Raw genomic sequence first — 20,910 nt, 5'->3', positions numbered from 1 at the left:
TATTCGAACAACACGGACAAACCGTGTCCCCGTTCAAGGCGTACGGGGACACGGTTTGTCTGTGCCACCCTCTTTAGTCTTATCGCAATACTTAAATTAGTAGCTTGTTCCCAAACTTTGTATGGGTACACAATTGCCCGGAAACTCTGTTTCGAGAGTCCTCGGATAGCCTTTAGCTTGATGCATATGGAGGCGAACCTTGTGTTCGCCTACCCTTTGTGCAAATTCAAAACCTGTGTATTTTCCCATGACCAGGGAGAGCACAAGATTTGCCTTCTGCAAGGCTGAAGCCTTGCCCTACACTGACTCCGTTTTTTCATTATGATTCATATAACTTCTGGAAACAAAAAAAGCCTTACTGCCCAAATATTCAAGAAGAATATCTTCGGTAGTAAGGCCATCTTGTTTCTATCGTGTCAATTATAAATGTAAGCGTCTGTTACTTATACTGACACTGTTCACTATTACAAGACCCTTTCCTTTGCGCCCCCTCATCGCTGAAGGTTTACCTTTATCGCAATGCCTATAATATAGCAACAAAAACGATACTTTGTGAAACGTATAATGTTTTAACACTATACTCAGAAGGGAATTGTTTTTCAAGGAGAATACATAGAGGCTGTCTGAGAATAGATATTTTAGCAAATTTTCGTGTCATAAGTCCTTGAATGTTAATACCCGATTTTTTGCATTGTGCATTTTTGGACAACCTGTTTAGGTTTGCTTTCCGCAAGGCTAAAGCCTTGCCCTACGCCGGCGCCGTCTTTTCTCAGATAGTATGATTATTTTCTTTCCTTAAGACTAAGGTGATACTGATGACATTTGCATGTTCATCAAATATCTTTGTCATTCTAACGTTTACATGCGAAGCGTTTTGAATGCCCGGAGGCAATATTTGAAAATCAGTTATTTTTTCTCCTGCACCCATGACCGTATCAAGAGGTATCGACAAGTTCTTATTGGATAAATATGCTGCTAGGTCCTTGTCTTTCATATCCGCCTCATGGATATTCAAAAGCTCTTGAGCCTTCGGATTGATATTCTTAATTTTCCACTGTTTGTCTGCAACGATTACCCCTTCTGTCAGATCGGATAGAATGGAGTCCAATACCGGCATTTCATCACGTGGGGGAGTTATATGTCTCATCCGTAACAGTGACTTTACTCTGGCAAGTAATTCTGCTTTGTTGAACGGTTTGCTGATAAAATCATCAGCTCCTGCCTCAATCCCTTGTATCCTGTCATCCGTTTCATGCAGGGCTGTAATCATTATGATTGGTATATTTTTTGTCTTCCTGTCTTCGCGCAATTTATGGCATACTTCATACCCTGTAAGCTTTGGCATCATAACATCCAGCAGTATTAAGTCCGGATTTTCTGTTTTTGCTTTTTCCAATGCCTCCTCGCCGTCGTATGCCTCGATCACATCATATTCGAATGCGGTCAAAATCACCCGTAATAACTTCACATTTTGTTTAATGTCATCTGCTACTAATATCTTAGGCTTATTCATGTCTTTCTCAGCTCTTTTTTATATATTTTTCAACCGTGAGCGGCAATTCTTGTGTATTGATGGGTTTACTAATATAAGCATCGCAGCCACAGCTTAAGATTTTTTTCTCATCTCCCTTCATAGCATAAGCAGTTACGGCAACAATCGGGATATCTTTTGTGGTTATATCTGCTTTGATTTGTTTCACAAGGGTAATACCATCGATTCCCGGAAGTTGGATATCCATGAGAATGATATCCGGCTTTTGATTTTTTAATATACTCAATGCTTCTTCACCTGTAGTTGCTTCGATCACATTATATCCTTTTGCTTTGAGTATTACCCGCATCAGTTTTCTGTTTTTTTCGTTATCTTCAACAACCATTACATTTTTATCGGACATATGCTTTTCCTTATAATGAAAGAGAATCAAGGATCATTCTTTTTGGCATGTGATTGTTCTATCTTCTTAACTGCCGAAAGAAGGTCTTCCTTGGTATGGTTTCCCTTTTGCACAATGGCTAAAATATTGCCATTTAATATATTTTTATCTTCCGGAGTGACATCTTTTGCAGAACAAATAATAATAGGAATTCCCCTGGCCGTTGGATGAGTCCTTAATTTCTCAACTACATCAAAACCGCTGATATCAGGCATTATTAAGTCGAGGATAATAAGATCCGGGTTGCTATTTATTGCGAGATTGATTCCTGCATTACCGCTATATGCCTTAATTACATCGAAGCCTGCGTCTTCGAGAAGGGCACTCAGGTATTTAACCGCCTTTTCATCATCATCTACAACTAATATTTTCATGGGTCTGTCCTTGTCCTTTTCAGCCGACAGGCAGGCACGTACCGTATGAAGGAGCCTCTTCCTATCGATAGGTTTTATTAAATATTCAGCAGCGCCGAGGCTATATCCCAGTTCTTTGTTATCTACAATCGACACAATAATTACCGGAATATGCGCCGTATCCTGAGAATTCTTTAACTGGGAAAGGACATCCCATCCATCTATTTTTGGCAACATAACATCGAGGGTAATTAAAAACGGACGGCACTCTTTCACCTTTTTGATAGCATCTTCACCGTCGATAGCAACAATTACCCGATAGCCTGCATTCTCCAAATGCATGGTAAGAAGGTCTGCGGCCATACGGTCATCTTCAACGACTAAAATCGTCTTTGCCGATTTTTCTTTGCGTTGCTCTCCATGTCGCGGTTTTACCTCAGTCTCTTTTGGTTTGGGTAGTTTGTGTTGCGCTTTCAGGGGTAATGAGAAAGAAAACGTACTTCCCTTTCCGTATTCGCTCTCAAACCAGATAGTTCCCCCATGCATGCCTACAATCCTTTTGGTTAAGGCTAACCCCAATCCGGTTCCTTCGTATTTTCGCGAAAAAGAGCTGTCGGCCTGCCAGAATTCTTTAAATACTTTTTCCTTCTCTTCAGGCCTCATTCCAATTCCTGTGTCTGTCACTGAAACCTGCAACTCGTTGTCTACTATGCGAACATCTGTCGTTACACAGCCGTTTTGCGGTGTAAACTTTATAGCATTCGATAAGAGATTATACAAGATTTGTTTAAATTTTACCCGGTCGGCTTCTATAGCATTTACCTCCGGCTGTATGATAGTCTTCATCTGAAGTTTCTTTTTACCCGCAAGCCCTTTTAAGACCGTATCTACATCGCTGATTGCTTCAGGTATCAGAAAAACCTCGTATTGAAGCACCATTTTACCTGCCTCGATCTTGGATAGATCCAGTATGTCATTAATCATTTGCAAGAGATGTTGGCCGCTGCTATGGATATCTTTGATGAATTCCGTCTGTTCTTCATTGAGTTCTCCGACTATCTTATCCCGCAATACCTCTGCAAAACCGATTATGGCATTCAGGGGGGTGCGGAGTTCATGAGACATATTAGCCAGAAACTCTGATTTTAATTTATTAGCCCGTTCCAATTCTATATTGGCTTTTTGTAAATGGGCTGTCTTTTCGGCAATCCTTTGTTCCAGCATTGCATAGGAAGATTGCAGCCTGGTAGACATGTCATTAAATGCCATGGCGAGTTGTCCGACTTCGTCTTTGGATGATATAGCTACCTGCGCTGAGGGATTGCCTGTTTTTGTAATAAAGGTAACCGTTGATGTCAACCTCTCAATCGGTTCCATGAATTTTTTCGTCGTCAGAAAGATAATAGCAACGATCAATAAGACACTGGTAGACGCAATAGTAATAAAAAAGATAAGCTCGGCCGCAAAACGTTGCTCGGCAATTTCCTTGGGGACAATAACACTAATTGCTCCCCTTGTTTCTCCGACTTTATAATCATACCCTGTATCATAATTTTCTTGTATAAACTCCGGCGCTTGTTCTTTTGGTCCATGGCAAAGCAAACATTCCTCTTTTACCGGCAAGGCATACACGTAACGTTCAACACTTTTCCCATCCATGACATCATCTGCCCAGTATTCTAAAAGCCTGGGGTTATCCTCCATTTCCCGGAGGATTTTCTCCTCAAAGGTGTCTGGCCTATTCTCTTTCTTCCGGAACCTCAGGCTTGTTTGCTTGATGAGATAACCTGTTCTTTCGGCAAATTTCTTACTAATAGCATTAGTCGCAACAGCAGGAATGAAATGTTTTGTTTGTTCATTGATTTCGACTTCCGACATCTTCAAAGCGGAAGCAAGATAATTCCTGGTAACTTCCAGTTCAACAGCAAGCATCTTAGCCCTTTCCCTGAATTCATTAATAAATTCACGATGCGTCCGTTTATAAATGAGAAAAGCAATTGCACCGTTCAACATAACGAGCAATACGGCCAGGAGGATAACAAGTTTGTGTCTGATCTTCATGATTCTTTTTTTACGGTAATTGCTCCTAAAGGGCAACATTTTTCAAAATCTGGTTTAACATCCCATGTCGTTGCTTTTTCAGCAATAATCTTTGCCTTATCATCAATGATATCCATAGCGCCCTGAGAGTTCAGAACACAAATTCCACATCCTACGCATTGCCTTTGGTCCACACTCACAGCAAGGGATTCATTCTCTTTTTTTATATTTGCCTGATCAAGGTAGTGGATATCTTTTTGATCAGGAACGATAGCGGAGTGCGTCCGGGAATATTTCTTTATCTGCTGCCGGCCTGTTCTGTCACGGCGGAATATTGATCGCCCGCATTGTTCGCAGGTATGCAGTTCCTGTAATTTTTCCAGATAGTCCATCACGGTTTGAACCACCGTGGCATGACTCCACGTCAGAGGAGAAACCGAGACGGGTGCGCCGGTAAATGGATTTATTTGCTCTGCCAGCACACCGGAAGGCAAAGCGCGAGATACTGCCCAGCGTAAGTAGTTTGTTACCTTTTCAAGCTCTTCTATAGATTTTGCTGCAGCTATATAGTACTGTGCCATCCACATGGTGCAGATTATCCACGGGTTTCCCGGAATTCCACTGTCGCTAGCAACACGCTGATAGGAATCTTGTTCATATCGGGCAATTCCTCCTATTTTCGTCTTCACCCATAAGGTCTCTTCGATTGCTTTCATGGTATTTTGTACCTTGCTATCATCCGGATCATAGACTCCAAAGGCGAACATCCCATACAAACTGGCGTCAATGGTTGCATCGATTTCATATCCACCTTCTTTTTTAGGATAAATCATTCGTAAAAATCTTTTATGTTGCTCGCTATAGAGATGTTGATCTATTGCTGTTTTAATTTGTGCCGCTGTCTGGCGGTATATTGTAGACTTTCCGGTATGATAAAATATATCAGAAAGGTTGGCTGCAGCCATCAAGCCACCATATACCGTAGCAGCAGTAAATGATAATATACCGCGTCTCTCTTCCCATAAATCATAGGAAGGAAGAGGCAATCCTGTTTGTTCATCCCGGTAACTTACCAGAAAATCTGCCGCCTTTTCGATCAATGAGTGATATAGAGGGCGGATTACGTCAATCTTCCGGTACATATCATAATATTGCCAGATTACCCAGAGAACCAATGCTGTTTCATCTTCCTGGATTGGGACGTGAATTTCTTCCCCTTTTACCCATGGATGCCAGGAACTGCCAAAGGAACCGTCGGGATTGTATTTATGCAATAAAAATCCATTTTCAATCAAAACACTTGCACAGAAATTGTAAGGGGTAATTACGTGAGCGCAAAAATCAAAAAACTTCCGGCACAGCGTCGTATATCCTGCCTTCAGCATTGCATAGGTTACCAATGCGCCATCACGGGGCCACATGTAACTATAGGTATCTTTTGCGTACTGTCTGATATCAGAGTCATTTGCAGCAATAATAGCGCCCCCGTTATCGATCTGCGTTGCCACAACAAGCAAACTTCTCTTGAAGAGGTCTACAATATCCTGTGGTAAGTTTCCAAAATTAAATTCCTCTTTATTCACCCAGTGATGCCAGTAGCTTGCTGTTCTATCGATGATTTTTTGGGGTTTTTCACTCAAAAGAATATCATTCAGGCCATCCACCTCATGATACGTATTGCCAACAGCAATCCAATAGTACGCAACAGACTCCTTGTGAGGAGGAATTTCCAGAGAAACGCCGATAGTCGAGTCTACAGAGCCTTGTGCGATAGGATTTCCACCCAGGATTCCATCTTCTGCGTCTCTCCATGTCCCTTCTGCCCCATGATGTCTCTTAATTCCAATGGCATGTTCGCGAACGCCCCAAACATCTCCTGCAGAACAGTTTATTAAGAAGTATCGGGAACCCTTATAATGGATGAGACAATTGAGTTTCGCATCATAAAATACGGTGTCACCGACCTCGTTCTCCATGACGCTCAGGTCTTGATGAAAAAACAGACGGACCTCTCTTCTCTCATCTCTCAGATTTCTCACCGTTACCTTACGCATATAGATATTCTTTTCAAAATCCACAACATCATTACAAACTAATTGAAGACCTAACTTTTCCTGAAAAGCCCGCACAGAAGTTACCAGGGTTTCTTTTACATATCCCAATGCGAGTCTCCAGTCACGTGCATTTACCCATGAAAATCCTTCCCGGGTCCATACACCAAATCGGCTTGGGTTTCCCATGGCGTGATTCTCCTTTCCTACATGCGGGTAATAGAGATCGCGAATGGTGTAATCTGCATCAAAGGTAACCAGCAATGAACCATTACCGACAGGGATATCTCGGGGCACTTCTGTTTTTCCTTCATAAAGAAAGTTTTTTAATGTATAGGAGTTTCAAAGTTTTTCATGATGCTGTTAACCCACCCCTAACCCCTCCCAGGAGGGGAATAAATTTGTCCTCGACGCAGATCGGGGAAAGTCCCCTCTCGGGAGAGGATTGAGGAGTGGGTGAAAAGCCGTTGGGTTTTGTCTTTTAAAATCCAACCTAATGTAATAACGTCCGGGTTTCATCCTTTAAATACTATAAATACCTGTAATACGAAACTATGGCTGGTTATCCCTTGATGACACATAACGGCTTTAGCTGAGCAACTTTTCTGCTAATGCCGGCATGTTCTACAACATTCACGACTTCGGCAACATCCTTGTAAGCCTCTGATAATTCTTCGTCCAGAGTCGCACGGCTGTCGGCGCGCACAAGAATTCCTTTTTCTTTCAATTCCTGTGCGATACTTCTGCCTTTTGCTGTCTTTATTGCCTGATTTCTGCTCATTACCCTTCCTGCGCCATGACAGGTGCTGCCAAAGGTGTCTGTATAAGCATTCTCAGTGCCCACCAATACATAGGAATAACGACCCATATCTCCCGGTATCAAAACGGGCTGGCCGGTTATCGCATATGCATCCGGAATATCAGGATGATACGGGGGAAATGAGCGGGTTGCCCCTTTCCGGTGCACACATACCCGTTTCTTTTGGCCGTCTACCATGTGTTCTTCAAACTTGGCAATATTGTGGCACACATCGTAAAGCAAAGATAATTGAGCATCTTTAGGACTTATGTTTAATGTTCTTTCAAAGGATTCCCTCACCCAGTGGGTAATCATCTGCCGGTTGGCAAAGGCGTAATTGGCAGCACAGGCCATTGCTGAGAGATACTCTTGCCCTTGCGGTGATTTAATGGGAGCGCAGCAAAGCTGGCGGTCAGGCAATTCTATATGGTATTCCCTCGACGCATCAATCATGACCCGTATAAAATCATCGCATATCTGATAACCCAATCCTCTCGAGCCCGTGTGTACCACGATGGTAACCCTGTCTTTTTCAAGTCCTAATACATGGGCAATCTTCTCGTTATATATTTCTGATACATAGCCAACTTCAACGAAATGATTCCCTGAGCCAAGGGTGCCTAGCTGTGCCCGGCCGCGTTCCAGGGCGCGATTTGAAACAAACTCTGGGTTTGCTCCTGCAATACATCCATTTTCCTCAATATAAGCTAAGTCTTCTTTTGCGCCGTAACCCTGGGAAACCGCCCATCGGGCGCCATTTTTGAGCACATTTTTTTCTTCCTGCAGAGAAAGTCTTATATCCTTGCGATGCGACCCCACACCCGATGGAATATTGATAAATAAGGCATTCACCAGTGATTCCAGTTTATTGATAATCTCTACCCGATACAGCCCTGTCTTCAGTAACCGTACACCGCAGTTAATATCATATCCTACACCACCGGGAGAGACAACACCCGTATCTATATCGAATGCGGCCACGCCGCCAATGGGAAATCCATATCCCCAATGAATATCCGGCATTCCCAGTGAATGCAGCAGTATTCCGGGAAGATGGGAAACATTTATTACTTGCTGCAAACTCTCATCTTTCCGGATTTCCTCCAGCATGTTTTCGTCAGCATATACAACTCCATCTACCTGCATCTTGCCTTCTTTTGGTATACGCCACCGGTAAGAATCTATCTTCTCAATCTTATATTTCATATCTTCCATAAAAACACGTTATCCTTGAAAAGAGCATATTATAAGTCAAAAATAACCCGCGCTTTCCATTGATGATCTTCCCGGGTTATTGACAGACCATGATAGGTAACGGCCTTGATTTCCGTATTAATTACATGTTTATTCCCGATGAACGCCTCTCCGTGTATCGTTGCCTGCAGTTGATTATCTCTCATATCCGTGATACAAAAATTTTTAAACAACAGGGTTTTTACATCATGCAGGTATAGCAATTCAGTGAGCCAATTGACAAGTAATTGTTCTTTGTCTATTCCGGAGACTTCCAGGTTATATTCAATGGTATTGTCTACCCTGGATAAGTCTGTGATAATATCAAACATCGCAAATGCTGCATTCGTGAATAGTTCCGGTAACGTAGATCCAAAGACATCAATTCCAAGGTCTGCAGTGTGGTCTATCAAAATATATTTAAGCATTTTTTTAGCTTACGGCATAACAAAATCATGTTCAGGATGTCTGATAGTAAGCACCGGACATGGGGCTTTGCGTACCACTTTTTCTGCCACGCTACCCATAATTGCATGAGACAAGCCTGTCCTGCCATGCGTACCAAGCACGATCAGGTCAATCATATATTCCCTTGATGCTTTAATAATCTCCATAAACGGGACTCCCTGTACAACAATAGCCTCAATTGCTATCTTACCCTTTGTATCCTCTTTTACGCACTTGAGCAATTGCTCCTTTAGCTTATCAAAGGTAGCTTTATCGAAAACATCAACGCTATATAATTCCGGTTCATTCATATCATAGACACGGATATCGAACACATGTATCAGGTAAAGCTTTGCCCCGTATTTTTCTGCAAATTCAATAGCATAACTGAGCGCTTTTTCTGAATAGATTGAGTAATCTATCGGACAAAGGATATTTTTTATCTGTATCATTCATCTCCCTCCTTATTCTTACTTCGGAATCAGTACAGTGCCTATGGCATCATCAACCTTTTGAATGTAAACACATCGTATTTTATCGCGTATTTCCTTATCGATTTCTTCAAAATCTTCCTTATTCTTTAAGGGGAGCATAATCACCGTAACCCCTGCCCTTATTGCTGCGAGTACCTTTTCCTTTACTCCGCCCACCGGTAAAACAGTCCCTGTCAGGGTAATTTCTCCTGAGAGTGCTACTTCTCTCCTTGCATATCTGCCGGTAAGAAGTGAGATAAGCGCCATGCATATGGTGATACCGGCAGAAGGGCCATCTTTCGGTATGGCGCCAGCGGGGATATGGATGTGGATTTCAGAATTATCGTAGAAATTCTCATCAATACCAATTCGTTTTGCATTACTCCGCACATAACTGAGTGCAGCGATAGCTGACTCCTGCATGACATCACCCAATTGTCCGGTAAGGGTCAATTCTTTTTCCCCCTTCATTCGGGATGCCTCTACGAAAATAATATCCCCGCCTGTTTCCGTCCAGGCCAGGCCAGTAACTACCCCGATCCTGTCTTCTTCATCCGTTACCTGATAGAAAAACTTCCTTGGTCCGAGGAATTTTTCTGCGCTTTCCGGAGTTACCTCCTTTGTGATCTGTTCTCCGGCAGCGATCTCTTTGGCAACTTTCCGGCAGATTGAGGCAATTTCCCGTTCAAGGTTTCTCAGTCCTGCTTCCCTCGTATACTCACGGATAATCTTACAAATGGCCTGGTCTTTGAATACGATGGGATGATTTTCTAATCCGTTTTCTTTCACTTGCTTTGGAATAAGGAATTGTTGCGCTATTTTTAACTTCTCTTCTTCGCTGTATCCGGGCAGATAGATAACTTCCATCCTGTCTCTTAATGCAGTATGAACCGTGTCAAGAATATTGGCCGTCGTGATAAACAATACACGGGAGAGATCAAAAGAAACATCCAGGTAGTGATCTACAAAATTAGAGTTTTGTTCAGGATCCAATACTTCCAATAAAGCGGAGGCAGGATCTCCCCTGAAATCTGCGCCAACTTTATCAATCTCATCAAGCATAAATACGGGATTGCTGTATCCCGCACGGCAGATTTCCTGCATGATCCTTCCGGGGAGCGCGCCCACATAGGTACGCCTGTGCCCCCGGATCTCAGCTTCATCACGGATACCTCCCAAAGATATTCTGACAAACTTCCGGCCAAGGGCGCGCGCAATCGATTTCCCGAGCGATGTCTTTCCTGTTCCCGGAGGGCCACAAAAACAGAGGATGGGACCTTTGAGCTTTTCCTTTAATTTATGTACCGCCAGGAATTCCAGAATGCGTTCTTTTACCTTTTCAAGGCCATAATGGTCTTCATTGAGAATTTTTGCTGCCTGAAGGATGTCCAGATTATCAGTGGTCTTTTTGTTCCAGGGAATAGTAATGAGATAATCCAGATATGTTCGGGAAACCGGATACTCAGCCGATGCAGGATTAATATCCCTTAATCTTTCCAATTCCTTAATGGCCACTTCTTCTACCTCCCCGGGCATCTTTGCCTCTTTAATCTTTTCCTCAAATTTATTGATTTCTTCCCTGCGGGGGTCTTCCTGCCCTAGCTCCTTTTGGATAGCCTTGAGCTGCTCCCTTAAGAAGTATTCCCGCTCTATCTTTGACATTTCTTTGGCAACTTCTTCATCAATCTTTCCCCGAACTCCTTTGAGATGTATTTCCTTGTTCAGGTAATGGAATACGATCCTCAGCCGTTTCTGGGGATCGGTTATCTCCAGCAGTTTTTGCTTTTCGTCAACGGGCAATTCCAGGTAGATGGCTACCAGGTCTGCCAATACAGAGGGATTATAAATATCATCGATTTTGGAAATAATATCTTTCGGTAAGGTTTTTCCCAGCATGGTGCTCAATTTGAAAAGCGTTTTTATACTCTGCATGAGTACATCGACCGTTTCAGACCTCTCAGTAAATTCACGAATCTCTTCCACACGCGCCCTGTAATACGGTTCTGTTTGTATATACTCGATAACCTTAATCCGTACTATGCCTTCTATAAGGGTAGTAACGCTATCCGGACCAGACTCTAATACCCGAACAACCTTTGCAGCTGTTCCCATATCATAAAGGTCATTGGGTTTTGGCGCATTACCATGGTACCTCAGTGTTATAAAACCAATAAGCTCATTTTTAGAAAGGGATTCGTTTACGATCTTTACCAATTCTTCTCCGGTTAAGGACAGGGGAAGAACCAAATGCGGGAAGAGTACGTCGCCTTTCAGAGGGATGATAGTAAGAGTTTCCGGAAGCGTGATATCCCCCCGTTTATAAAAAGAAAATGTTGCTTTTTCCATAGAGTAATCGCAGGCACTCAAAATACTGTTGGATCATAGGAGGGACGAACCCTGGGTGCGTCCACCCTTTGTGCAAATCCTAAAACCTCTCCGCTTTTCCCTAACCCGGCAGAACACAAGATTCTCCCCTACCCCGATTTGTGCCTCCTTTTGAGTAATTACGAGTAATCTTTTAAGCGCTTTTTTTCGTTCTTTTCGCAGTATAGAGTGCATTGCTTGCCTGCTCAATTAAATCGGTAATGCTTTTTGTCTTCGGGGTAATAGTGCTCATTCCTACGGTTACGGTAAAAGAAATAGTGATATTTTTTTCTTCATCTTTTATAGGGCATTTCTCAATCTCTTTCACGAGTGAAACAGACATGCTATCTAATTCCTCCTTAGTAACCTCCGGCAAAAGAATCAAAAACTCATCGTCTCCAAACCGGGAAACTACATCAGATGAACTAAGATTTTTCTGGAGACATTTGGCGATATCAGTAAGGATACGATTTCCAAGAAAATATCCGTATCTGGTATTAATATATTCAAGATGATCGATATCCATGAGAAGGCATGATAAGGGTTTATTTTGTGCTCGCGCGCGATTAAACTCATTTTGTAAGATTACGAGTGAATATCGTTTGTTATAAACGTTCGTTAAGCTATCCCGTACGGCATGGTGATTAACCATATCGTTTAATTGATGTATTCTGGTATTTAACATTTGTAAATTCTTATCATGTGTTTTTCTTTCATCAATATTAATCAAAATGCCATGATAATGAGTTATATTGCCCCATTCATTTTTCATCGTGTTCAGGTAATCGGAAACCCAAACGTAGGTTCCATCTTTTTTTAATAAGCGATACTCTACGGTTGCCTCACTTCCTTTCTGTAACAGGTGTATCTGCTTTGATACTTTTTCTTTATCATCGGGATGTACCTGATGGAACAGGAAGTTTCGTGTTCTATAAATTTCATCCGGCTTATATCCTATAAATTTTTCTATCCCATTACTGATATATTTTACAGAACCATTGAACATGGAGACGTATACTACTTCTGGAACAACATTCATAATCTCATGCAATAAGCTTTCAGAAACGATATCCGGTTTTTCCTCGATTGGTGGGTTCTGTTCCTCATTTTTCGTGAGAAACTGTAACGTGCAGAAAAAAGCAAGGACCACCAGGCCGAAGGTAATTCCCTCCAATCTAAAAATACTTACTATAGCACAATTCAGAGCAACGATAACACCAAGAGCACAATACTTATATTTATTGATATATGCCTTAACTATCGTTCTATTTCCCATTGGATTTGTGTAGCTCCTCTAAGAGTTTTTTCAACTCCTCCCCTTCAATAACCTCTTGTTCCATAAGTTTTTTTGCCATACCCTGCAATATTTCCTTTTTTCCTGTCAAGAGGTCCTTTACACGATGAAACGAATCATCAATAATTTTCTTAATTTCCAGATCTATTTCCCGTGCTGTTTCTTCGCTATATTCTTTACTAGAAGTAAATCCTCCATTCAGAAAGAGCGGCCTATTGCCCTGCTCAAACGTTATTAAACCCATCTTATCACTCATTCCGTACTCCTTAACCATTAATTTGGCAATATCGGTAGCTTTAACCAAATCATTTTGAGCGCCGGTTGATATTTCATGGAAGATAATTTCTTCTGCAACCCTTCCGCCAAGCAAGATAGCTATGCGGTCAAGGAGTTCTGCCCTTGTCATCAAATACCGGTCTTCTGTAGGTTTTTGTATAGTATATCCGAGAGCGCCAATACCGCGGGGAATCATCGATATCTTCCGAACGGGGTCTGCATGCGGTACAGAGCAGGCAACCAATGCATGTCCTGATTCGTGGTGAGCAACAATCTCTTTCTCTTTTGTGTTCATCAGCCGCTTCTTTTTTTCAAGACCTGTCATGATACGGTCAATTGCCTCCTCAAATTCTGGCATACCAACAGCCTTCTTATTTCTTCTTGCTGCAAGCAAGGCTGCCTCGTTAACGAGGTTGGCAAGGTCTGCGCCAACGAATCCCGGCGTCATGGCTGCAACGGAATGCAGATTAATATCTTTTTCGAGTTTTACCTCTTTCGCATGCACCTTTAGTATTGCTTCCCGACCGTGCAGGTCAGGACGGTCAACAACCACCTGGCGATCAAACCTGCCAGGTCTCAGGAGGGCACTATCCAGCATTTCCGGACGATTGGTGGAACCCATAATAATCACGCCTTTGTTTGAATCAAATCCGTCCATTTCCACCAGTAATTGATTTAACGTCTGTTCCCGTTCATCGTGTCCGCCCATAGGGTTTGTTCCCCGTGATTTGCCCAGGGCATCAAGTTCGTCAATGAAGATAATGCAAGGGGCTTTCTGATCTGCCTGGCTAAATAAATCCCGCACCCGGGCAGCGCCAACACCGACAAACATTTCCACAAACTCTGAACCACTCATATTAAAAAACGGCACACCGGCTTCGCCCGCTACAGCTTTTGCAAGCAGGGTCTTTCCTGTTCCCGGAGCGCCGACTAACAAAACTCCTTTGGGAATCTTTCCGCCTAACGCACGAAATTTATCCGGGGTCTTCAGGAATTCTATAATCTCTTGCAGCTCTTCTTTGGCCTCATCGATTCCTGCCACATCATCAAAGGTTACATTCAGATCTTCCTGCACATAGAGACGGCCCTTGCTCTTTCCGAAAGTCATGATGCTGCCGGCAGGTCCGTAGCGTTTAAAGATAAAACGCCAGATCACAAATAAGATTAATAAGGGCAGTACCCAGGAGAAGAAGAATGTTTTAAACCAGGGACTCTCATAATGCCCGGCGTATTTAACACCCATAAGTTCAAGGTCTCTGACGAGATCCGGATCTTCCACGCGGGCGGTAATAAAGACCGCATTTTTCGTTGTGCCACGCTCTGCCTCCCGCAATTTACCGCGGATCATAGTATGGTTGATGTAACATTCCAGGACATTGCCCTCTTTTACCAGTTTTTTAAAATCACTATAGGTAATATTCCTTACCCCGGGGTTCATCAAGTACATTTGCAGTAAAATGAAAAATCCAAAGGCAATGATAATATGCCATATGGAAAATTTCTTAGGCATTTCAAATTTTATCTTTTTGAAATCTTTGAACATATATGCTCCTTAGATTGAGACTACACCGCTTAAATATTTAGAGATACCTCCAACGTAACCAATTTTTTGGATACTATGCAATATCGACATGCCTGCTATTTCGATAAACTCAACTGTTTGTAAATAGTGTTAAAATCAATTTCATGCTCTACCACCTCGGCAGCACGTTGTATCTTAGACTTAAAGTGTAAACTAATATATCCCGACAGGTTTTCGCACGTTTCAACGGCAGTTGCCGTATCTGATTGAACTACAATGACAGGAATACCGGCTTCCTGGGCGCGACCTAAAATAGAAGCGTGTGGATAAAGCCCTCCGGTGAGGATTAAACACTTCGTAGGCGTCTCGATTGCCGCCAAATGTATGTCACTACGGTCACCCCCGGTAATGACAGCCTTATTCGAAAACCTTCTGAAATAACTTAAGGCGCTTTCGACATTCATTGCTCCTATCATGAAATGTTCAATTAATTCTTCCATTTTATCCTCACAGCAAAGAATTTTTCCGTTAAGGGCATGAACCACTTCCCTGATTGGTACCGCACCGAGGACCGGATCTTTTTGAATACACCCTAGTGTTGTAACACCGTTAGCTTTCAGAAATGGAACAAGGATTTCCCGGATAAAAGCTAATTTTGCAGAAGGAATAAGATTAAACACGACTCCGAGCAATTGATCTCCCAGTACTTTGGACGCATAAAGAAATCCATCGAGCATATCGATATGAGCCTGATATTTATCTACAAAGATTACCTTTGCGCCAGATTCTTTGATAAAATCCAATTCTGAAAAACGCAGGCATGTGCCACCGGAGAGCCTGCCCAAGCCTCTGGTAATCATGATATCCTTTCCAAGAGAAGACCGCCGAAAGGCTTCCATTGTCTTTTGACGAATGGGTAATTCTTCACCCTTCATCAGTCGTCGTATGAGATCATCTGTTACCACAACAGGACAAATTGACTGGAGCGGTTCGTTTACATCCAGCGCTTTTGACAAAAAGACAGCATCCTCATCAGTAAGCACGTCCTCAACGATAACCGGTGAAAACCCAACGGGTTTAAAATATCCAACCTGGTATCCATCTTTTTTAAATTTTAGGCCTAAACCAAGGCAGATAAGATTCTTCCCGGAAAAAGCTGAAAGAGAAGCAATAAATATGGGTATCATGATAACCCCCTTAGGAATAAATATACAGATATTATCAACATGTACACGAGACCAATCTCCTTATGATATCGAGATGCGCGCATCTATGGCTATTGCTCCATTACCCTCAGGGAATACAACCAGGGGATTTATATCCATCTCCACGATCTCAGGAAAATCTGTTACCATGTGCGAAAGTCTTATGATACTATCCACAATGGCAGGTATATCAGCGGGTTTTTCGCCCCGTACACCCTTTAAAAGAGGAAAAGACCGGATCTCCTGAATCATCTCTTTTGCTTCATCTGATCCAATCGGCGCTACCCGGAAGGTAACATCCTTGAGCACCTCTATATAAATACCACCAAGACCAAACATGAGGAGTGGGCCAAATTGCGGGTCACGCGACATCCCAATGATAACTTCTTTGCCGCCTGTGACCATCTGTTGCACCAGGACGCCTTTTATCTCAGCATCCGGCATAAGACGGCGCGCCTTTTGAGTAATATCGCGAAAATATTTTCTCACTTCTGACGGATCCTGCACTCCTATTACTACTCCTCCAAAATCTGATTTATGCAGGATGTCGGGAGAAGAAATTTTGATAACAACGGGGTATCCGATTTCCTCCGCAGCTTTCACAGCCTCTATTTCTGAAGTGGCGAGAATACTCTTTGGAATCCTGAAACCGTAAGTCGAGATTACCTCTTTTACTTCTTCTTCGTTTAACTGTGGATGCCCTGCTTGTCTGAGTTTCTTTATAAGAGATGACACATTCTCCTTTTGTATCTGAATTTCCTCAATTTTTGGCAATGGTTTTTTTTGCCACAAGGTATAGTGGTACATAGCTTCGATAGCTGATACTGCACGTTCAGGAAATACATAATTTGGTATCTTTTTTTGAGCCAGGATCTTAAAAGCGCTTTCGGTTCTTTTACCACCCATAAAGGAAGTTACTATCGTTTTATCGGTACGGTGCGAGATTTCGCCAATCACCTCCGCAGTTTTTTCTATTTCCGTCATGGTTTGAGGTGTAAGAATAACCAGGATCACATCTACATTCGTGTCTTTTACCACTTCCTCAATAACAAATTTGTATCGGTCTGCCTTTGCATCTCCCAGCACATCTATTGGATTATATACATTTGCCATCTCCGGCAAGAAAGAACGAAGGGTTTCAATGGTATTCCTGGAAAATGCTGCCATTTTTATTTTTGAACGCTCCACCGCATCGGCAGTGATAATTCCGGGACCGCCTGCATTGGTGATTAATGCTATGCGCGGCCCTTTTGGCAGATGTTGATAACTAAATATTCTGGCATAATCAAAAAGTTCTTCAATGGTATTTGCCCGTAAGATGCCAGATTGTTTAAATGCCGCATCAAAGGCTCTTTCAGAGCCAGCTAATGTCCCTGTATGCGATGAAGCAGCCTTTGCGCCTGCCGTGGTACCCCCTGATTTTATGATAATCATGGGTTTCTTTTTGGTTGCTTTTTGGGCAGAGGCGATAAATACGGTTCCGTTTTTTACCCCTTCCAGATAACCGAGAATAACTCTCGTATAGGTATCTTCTTCCAGAGCTTTTATAAGGTCGACTTCGTCAATATCGGTCTTATTTCCGATACTGATGAATTTAGAGAACCCAATATACTCGATTATGGACCAATCTAAAATAGAAGTACAAAGCGCTCCTGATTGCGAAAAAAATCCAATATTCCCTTCTGCAGGCATGTCGGCTGCAAAAGAAGCATTCAGGGATGATTGTGTGTTGATTAATCCAAGGCAGTTTGGCCCCAGCATACGTATCGAATGCTGTTTGATCTTTTGGTACAGTTCCCGCTCCTTTGCGGCGCCATCAATGCCGCTTTCTTTAAAGCCGGAACTGATAACGATGATTGAATCGATCCCTTTCTCAATACATTCATCTACCCCGTGTTTTACAAAGGCGGCAGGAATAACAATTACGGCAAGATCAATCGTATCGCGAATGTCCTTAAGGCTGGCATATACCTTAATTCCCAGGATAGTATCCGCTTTAGGATTTATAGGATAGATCGTACCGGTATATCCGTAACTAACCAGATTTTTGAGTAAATCGTGCCCTACTTTACCCTCCTCGCGGGAGGCGCCAATAACGGCTATTGTTTTTGGTGAAAAGAAATGTTCTAGCATAGATGAAAAAGTTATTTTTTATGTTTTTCTCCAGTACCGGTAGTTATATCATGTTCATCTTTCGGTAATAAATCAAATACATTCTTAATAGAACGGGTAATCGGTTTAAAAGGCACAGAATGGATTTCTGGCTTGAAAAAGTTACCCTTGATTTCGACCATAGTCAGTTGCCTCCGTACACCGCCAACTACAAAATCAAACAACTTTCCTACGAGAGGAATTTCCGAAAAAAAGTTTTTATCGAATCCCGCAACAACATTTAAACGGAGATCTCCATTGAAGTTGATATCCCCTCGTCCGTTAAGTTCAACGCTCTCACTGGAGACTTTGCTGCTATCAACATGAATCAAGCTGTTTTTTATCATAAATGTTGCTTGTGCGCTATGGAAAGTTTCTTTTTTGGGTAAACTCAAGCTGAGAAAGTTAAAAACATTAAGGATGATGGGAACGTCTGAGAGAGAACCATCCGTCACGTTTATTTGTCCATGGGCAGAGAAATCTTTGATATCAGTGCTTCTTCCCTTATAGGCAATCCTGCCATAAAGAAGTCCTGACCACAGCTTTTCTGTCTGAATAATATGATGAGCTACTTCTTCTATATTGATTCGTGAAAGAGTCAACTCCCCCTCATAGGAAGGGTTGGTATCCCGGTTAACGAATAGCTGTCCTTCCAGATTTCCACCGTAACATCTGGCGCTTATACGTTCACTTACGAGTCTTTTTTTATTAAGATCCAGCCTTCCTTCTATCCCCCAAACAGGAATTTTATATTTACTGACAGTTATATCACAGTCTTTCAGATTAATCTCTATTGAATAGTCATTGTCCTTTTCATCCTTAAAGCCCTGAAAATGAGCGATGACATCTGCTTTACCCCTCGGGTTGAGAGTTGTCAATAGCTTTTCACCGATTTCTTTATTTGGCAGATTTTTTAAGAAAGTCTTTGTAATAAATACATTCGGCACATGAAGGTTAAATATCTTTCGTTCACTTTTCATGTCATAAACGCCGTTCATTTCAGTAAAAATAGATTGATCGCCACATTGAATAAAACCACTGGTATTCTTGAATAAAATGATATTGTTACATATCTTGAATTGCCCATTCAAATACAATATAGGTAAGGGGAAATCAGCAGGGTTAATTTCCAAACCCTTACAATCAACGACCAGAAAGTTATACCTGTTCTGATGTTCTCCTTCATTATATTGCAAGGTCAGGTCTACTAAACCGTTTGGGCGTATTTTTGACCATATCTGCTTACCGATACCGGAACCAGGGATATTTTCTAAAAATTCCTGATTCACAAACAGATTAGGAATAGTCATCACAAAGGTCTTTTGGGAACCGTGAAGACTAAATTCACCTCTGAACTCAGCTTGAGATGAGTGATCTCCGCTCCTGATATAGCCTACAATTCCCTTGAGATATAACTTTGCAGGATTGATCTCTATATCACCGTGTAAATCATAGATGAGAAAAGGCCAATCTTCATACATAGCCCTGATACCGTTGAGGCCAACATTGATATCGTAATCCATTTTTTTCTGATTATCCTGATTATTAAAACGAGCAATACAGGATACATTGATTTTCCCTACCGGTTTATAGTTATCCCATAGCATTTTACCGATATAGGGGAACCGTGCTAAAACTGTTTCATCCAGTGCAAGATTTTTCGCATGTGCTTCGACATCAAGACTTGGAACTCCGGGATGAAGCCTCATCGTAAACAGATAATTTCCTAATAATTCATCATCGATACTCCCGTTAATATGAATATCTTTAAAAGAGCCTGCATAAGGTGAAAAGGTGATATTGATACCGGACAACTTGATTTCCGGACTGTTTGTCTGTGTATCTTCGTTAATATGGATTTTCAAATCCCTTATCTCGATACCGTGGCGCAATGCGTCTGTGTAAACCGGCATTTCTGCCTTACTAAAGTTTGCTTTAATGACATTCAGAAGAGACCATATATCTGAAGGTTTCTCGATGGTTAGTTCTGGCGCAATAATAATAGCATTGCTAATATTGATCCGGCCTTTCATAAGGCTTTGAGGGTCGTGCTTTAAAACGATTTTAGGAATTCTGACAGATTTGCCTTGTACATCTGCGGATGTACCGGTGAAAGAAAAATTATCAATGATAATTCCTTCCAGGAAATCCATGTGAGCATGATCAATCTTTGCCTCGCCAAAATCCCTTACCATTCTTAGCAACCGATTCTTTATTGCCTCATCTGACGTTGTCCTTTTGATACCTATATATCCTAGTGCGATTCCTCCTGTGATAAAACCAATAATGATTAAGATAATAATTAAATTTCTTTTCATTAAATTCCATTTTCAGCTATTTTAGGTAGTATAAGATAATTAAGGTTACTGATATTCATGATTTATTTCAAGTTTAAATTTTTAAAAGAGTTAAAATACGTATGATATAAAAAATCCTTGCCCTGTACGGAAAGTTGCCCTATAATCATCGGGTATTTATTTCGGTAAATCCCGTAAGTTTTTAGCGTAGGAGATCGGAAGCGTTTTTGCAATACACCTGTTAGCAAGATCAAAGTCTTGGATTATAGTTCTGGTTCTATTTTCGAGGATAAAAGATTGAACAGAAAAACACTAGAAAAAGAGTATCCAAACTATAAGAAGCACATTAAAAACACCTTTGAGGCAAAGCAGCAGCACGTCTTCACATGGTGGGATGAAATATCATCCGGGGAAAAAGAACTTCTCCTGGCACAGGTCGCCTCAATAGATTTTCAGCTCATAGAGAAACTC

13 protein-coding genes and 1 riboswitch are annotated in these 20,910 nt (G+C 41.8%); all 13 genes read right to left on the bottom strand.

Annotated elements, in window-relative coordinates; translation table 11 throughout:
* Positions 1 to 384: 384 nt before the first annotated feature.
* Positions 385 to 520, bottom strand: a riboswitch (cyclic di-GMP riboswitch).
* Positions 521 to 769: 249 nt separating this feature from the next.
* The 13 genes from FBQ94_RS07020 to FBQ94_RS06960 all read right to left on the bottom strand — a co-directional run bounded on the left by FBQ94_RS07020 (position 770) and on the right by FBQ94_RS06960 (position 20,460).
* On the bottom strand, positions 770 to 1,513 hold the full coding sequence (locus FBQ94_RS07020; RefSeq protein ID WP_007221053.1) for a response regulator: 744 nt from the start codon (positions 1,511 to 1,513) through the stop codon (positions 770 to 772).
* A gap of 7 nt (positions 1,514 to 1,520) precedes the next feature.
* Positions 1,521 to 1,895 (bottom strand): response regulator, encoded by a 375-nt coding sequence (locus tag FBQ94_RS07015; protein ID WP_007221052.1) that lies wholly within the window; start codon positions 1,893 to 1,895, stop codon positions 1,521 to 1,523.
* A gap of 26 nt (positions 1,896 to 1,921) precedes the next feature.
* Complete coding sequence (locus tag FBQ94_RS07010; RefSeq protein ID WP_007221051.1) at positions 1,922 to 4,348, bottom strand: response regulator; 2,427 nt, start codon at positions 4,346 to 4,348, stop codon at positions 1,922 to 1,924.
* The gene (locus tag FBQ94_RS07005; RefSeq protein WP_007221050.1) at positions 4,345 to 6,675 is read right to left on the bottom strand and encodes a glycoside hydrolase family 15 protein; all 2,331 of its coding nucleotides are present in this window, start codon (positions 6,673 to 6,675) and stop codon (positions 4,345 to 4,347) included. The genes FBQ94_RS07010 and FBQ94_RS07005 overlap by 4 nt, the downstream gene beginning before the upstream one ends.
* Positions 6,676 to 6,940: 265 nt before the next feature.
* Positions 6,941 to 8,392: an RtcB family protein gene (locus tag FBQ94_RS07000; RefSeq protein ID WP_007221049.1), complete on the bottom strand. Its 1,452-nt coding sequence runs from the start codon at positions 8,390 to 8,392 to the stop codon at positions 6,941 to 6,943.
* Between the two features lie 29 nt (positions 8,393 to 8,421).
* Positions 8,422 to 8,838, bottom strand: coding sequence for an archease (locus FBQ94_RS06995; protein WP_007221048.1), 417 nt, complete (start codon positions 8,836 to 8,838; stop codon positions 8,422 to 8,424).
* Positions 8,839 to 8,847: 9 nt separating this feature from the next.
* Positions 8,848 to 9,309: a universal stress protein gene (locus FBQ94_RS06990; RefSeq protein WP_007221047.1), complete on the bottom strand. Its 462-nt coding sequence runs from the start codon at positions 9,307 to 9,309 to the stop codon at positions 8,848 to 8,850.
* 18 nt (positions 9,310 to 9,327) lie between these two features.
* A complete protein-coding gene (gene lon / locus FBQ94_RS06985; protein ID WP_007221046.1) occupies positions 9,328 to 11,676 on the bottom strand; it encodes an endopeptidase La in 2,349 nt (782 codons plus the stop codon).
* Between the two features lie 172 nt (positions 11,677 to 11,848).
* Positions 11,849 to 12,970, bottom strand: a complete 1,122-nt coding sequence (locus FBQ94_RS06980; protein WP_007221045.1) for a sensor domain-containing diguanylate cyclase — start codon at positions 12,968 to 12,970, stop codon at positions 11,849 to 11,851.
* A complete protein-coding gene (ftsH, locus tag FBQ94_RS06975) occupies positions 12,960 to 14,807 on the bottom strand; it encodes an ATP-dependent zinc metalloprotease FtsH (RefSeq protein ID WP_007221044.1) in 1,848 nt (615 codons plus the stop codon). The genes FBQ94_RS06980 and ftsH overlap by 11 nt, the downstream gene beginning before the upstream one ends.
* Before the next feature lie 95 nt (positions 14,808 to 14,902).
* Entirely contained in the window at positions 14,903 to 15,973 is a 1,071-nt protein-coding gene (locus FBQ94_RS06970) for a phosphotransacetylase family protein (RefSeq protein ID WP_007221043.1), read from the bottom strand.
* A 60-nt stretch (positions 15,974 to 16,033) separates the two neighbouring features.
* Positions 16,034 to 18,124, bottom strand: a complete 2,091-nt coding sequence (gene acs / locus FBQ94_RS06965) for an acetate--CoA ligase alpha subunit (protein ID WP_007221042.1) — start codon at positions 18,122 to 18,124, stop codon at positions 16,034 to 16,036.
* 11 nt (positions 18,125 to 18,135) lie between these two features.
* Positions 18,136 to 20,460, bottom strand: a complete 2,325-nt coding sequence (locus FBQ94_RS06960; RefSeq protein ID WP_007221041.1) for an AsmA family protein — start codon at positions 20,458 to 20,460, stop codon at positions 18,136 to 18,138.
* Between the last annotated feature and the right edge of the window lie 450 nt (positions 20,461 to 20,910).

The organism is Candidatus Jettenia sp. AMX1, assembly GCF_030263775.1.
GTDB classification, from domain to species: Bacteria; Planctomycetota; Brocadiia; order Brocadiales; family Brocadiaceae; genus Jettenia; species Jettenia caeni.
Note: the sequence above shows the minus strand (reverse complement) of the source record. Positions and strands in the feature narration are given on the sequence as shown.